The following is a 2,364-nucleotide window of genomic DNA, read 5'->3' as shown; positions in this document are numbered from 1 at the left end:
TTCTCCTCGGCCAGCTGTGGTTCTGGCAACGCGTCGCCGCCTGGGGCTATCCGCTCGCCGGCAACCCGGCCAACAGCTTCTTCTACCTGCTCACCGGCCTGCACGGCCTGCACCTGCTCGGCGGCCTGGCAGTCTGGGCCTGGGCCCTGGCCACGCGGCTGCGCCGGCCGCACGCCTTCACCGTCGCCGTGGAGCTCTGCGCCAGCTACTGGCACTACCTGCTGGGGCTGTGGCTGCTGCTGTTCGCCGTACTCACCAGCAGCCCGCAGACCTACCAGGCCATCGCCGCCTTCTGCGGCCTGAGGTGATCCGCCATGGCCAGTCGTCGCGAACACCCCACACCGGACACCGCCACGCCGCCCTGGCAGGCAGTCGCCGCCGACTGGGCCGCGGACAAGGAGGCCTTCCACCAGGTGCCCTGGGGCAAGGCTATGATGTGGATCTTCCTGCTCAGCGACACCTTCGTCTTCACCTGCTTCCTCACCGGCTACATGGCGGTGCGCATGACCACCACCGAGCCCTGGCCGAACACCAGCGAGGTGTTCGCCCTGACCATCGCCGGGCAGAGCATCCCGCTGATCCTGATCGCCATCATGACCTTCGTGCTGATCAGCAGCAGCGGCACCATGGCCATGGCGGTCAACTACGCCTATCGCCGCGAACGCGGGCGCACCGCCGCGCTGATCCTGGCCACCGCCCTCGGCGGCGCCGCCTTCGTCGGCATGCAGGCGTTCGAATGGAGCAAGCTGATCGAGGAAGGCGTCAGGCCCTGGGGCAACCCCATGGGCGCGGCGCAGTTCGGCGCCAGCTTCTTCATGATCACCGGCTTCCACGGCCTGCACGTGTCGATCGGCGTGCTCTACCTGTGCATCGTCGCCTGGAAGGTCTGGCGCGGTGCCTACGAGCGCACAGGCAACTACCAGAACGTCGAGATCGCCGGGCTGTACTGGCACTTCGTCGACCTGGTGTGGGTATTCATCTTCGCCTTCTTCTACCTCTGGTGAGGAACTCGCCATGGCTCAGACCCAGCAGCATCCGATCGGCCTGTACCTGAAGATCTGGGGCTTGCTGTTCGTCCTCAGCACCCTCTCCTACCTGGTCGACTACTTCCATCTCGCCGGCTACCTGCGCTGGTCGCTGATCCTGCTGTTCATGCTGCTCAAGGCCGGGCTGATCGTCGCCATCTTCATGCACATGGCCTGGGAGCGCCTGGCCATGGTCTACGCCATCCTGCTGCCGCCGTTGTGCCTGCTGGTGCTGGTGGGACTGATGGCGAGCGAGGCGAACTACGTGTTTCTCAGCCGCGTGCTGTTCTTCGGCCAGGGGCCGGCGCCCGGCGCGCCGTGAGCGGCCGGGCGGACAGCGACTGGCTATCTCAGATGGTGCGCTTGAACTGGTGCCAGCGCTGCAACCAGGCGACTATCCAGTGCGGCGCCGCCTCACCGGTGCCGGCATCGCTCAAGCGCGGATGATGGCCGACCACCTGGGCCAGCAGGGGCTCCTGCTCCGGCTCGACGTCGACGAAGAACACGTGCTTGCCGTCTTTCAGGTACTGGCGGAAGCGACGGAAATGCGCATTGGGCACCTGAATGCCGAAGAAGCCGCCTTCCCAGGTGCAGAAGCCGAACAGCACGATGGCCAGGAAGATGAACGGCATCCAACCCGCCGCGCTGGCCGTCCAACCCAGCCAATAGGCGGCGAGCAGCACCGCGGCGGCCAGCACCAGCCCGACCAGCGCGCCGATCTCGCCGGAGTGCACCACGTCCTGCTTCATGAACGAAGGCACGTCATGCAGGTGATGGTGCTCCACCTCGGCGTCCTGCTCGCTGAGCACGTGAATCTGCTCGGTGCTGATCCCTTGGGCTTCCAGTTCCTGCTCGACACGCTCGAGCTCGTCCAGGTTGTCGCTGATGTAGTAGTGCCGATTCATGACCCACCTCCCATCTCGCTTTGCCATGCTGCCGAGCGTCCCGCAGGCGCCGCCGGGTAGGCGGCTCGCCAGGCGGCGACTTGTCTATTTTTTGATCAGGCTTGCAGTATAGCACCACCGTTTTTCGCCCCGAGACGCCGGACGACGGGCGATTGCGCGATTCTTGCAGCCGTTGCCGTGACAGCAGGCCATTCGTCTGCTACGCCTAGGGCAGAACAGCAAGAAAGGGGGGATTCGCCATGTCTACTCGCTATCGCCGCGCGCGCCAGGCAGGCCTGCTGAGCAACCTGCTGGCCCTGGCCCTGCTGACCCTGCCGCTGCCGACGCACGCCGCCAGCGCAACGCCCGAGAACCCGCACCGCCAGGCCCATAGCCGATTGGCGCGGCTCTTGCTTGGACCCTGCACAAGGTAGCCAACGGCGGCCACCTCCTTC

At 66.0% G+C, this 2,364-nt stretch carries 5 protein-coding genes; 4 read left to right on the top strand and 1 reads right to left on the bottom strand.

What is annotated here, in order from left to right:
• The 3 genes from N878_RS17880 to N878_RS17870 all read left to right on the top strand — a co-directional run.
• Positions 1-308: cytochrome c oxidase subunit 3 (locus tag N878_RS17880; protein WP_021444951.1), on the top strand; the 308-nt coding region annotated here is incomplete at its 5' end.
• A gap of 6 nt (positions 309-314) precedes the next feature.
• Positions 315-1,004 (top strand): heme-copper oxidase subunit III family protein, encoded by a 690-nt coding sequence (locus tag N878_RS17875; protein ID WP_021444950.1) that lies wholly within the window; start codon positions 315-317, stop codon positions 1,002-1,004.
• Positions 1,005-1,014: 10 nt separating this feature from the next.
• A complete protein-coding gene (locus N878_RS17870; protein ID WP_021444949.1) occupies positions 1,015-1,347 on the top strand; it encodes a cytochrome C oxidase subunit IV family protein in 333 nt (110 codons plus the stop codon).
• Positions 1,348-1,375: 28 nt separating this feature from the next.
• Here the strand turns inward: N878_RS17870 and N878_RS17865 are convergent, their stop codons facing one another.
• On the bottom strand, positions 1,376-1,930 hold the full coding sequence (locus N878_RS17865) for a hypothetical protein (RefSeq protein WP_021444948.1): 555 nt from the start codon (positions 1,928-1,930) through the stop codon (positions 1,376-1,378).
• Between the two features lie 239 nt (positions 1,931-2,169).
• On the opposite strand from N878_RS17865, the gene N878_RS28465 reads away from it, so the two are divergent.
• Positions 2,170-2,343: a hypothetical protein gene (locus N878_RS28465; protein ID WP_156350895.1), complete on the top strand. Its 174-nt coding sequence runs from the start codon at positions 2,170-2,172 to the stop codon at positions 2,341-2,343.
• The last annotated feature ends 21 nt before the right edge of the window (positions 2,344-2,364 follow it).

It is taken from the genome of Pseudomonas sp. EGD-AK9, from assembly GCF_000465935.2.
Classification (GTDB): Bacteria; Pseudomonadota; Gammaproteobacteria; order Pseudomonadales; family Pseudomonadaceae; genus Aquipseudomonas.
This window is presented reverse-complemented; position numbering and strand designations above follow the sequence as displayed.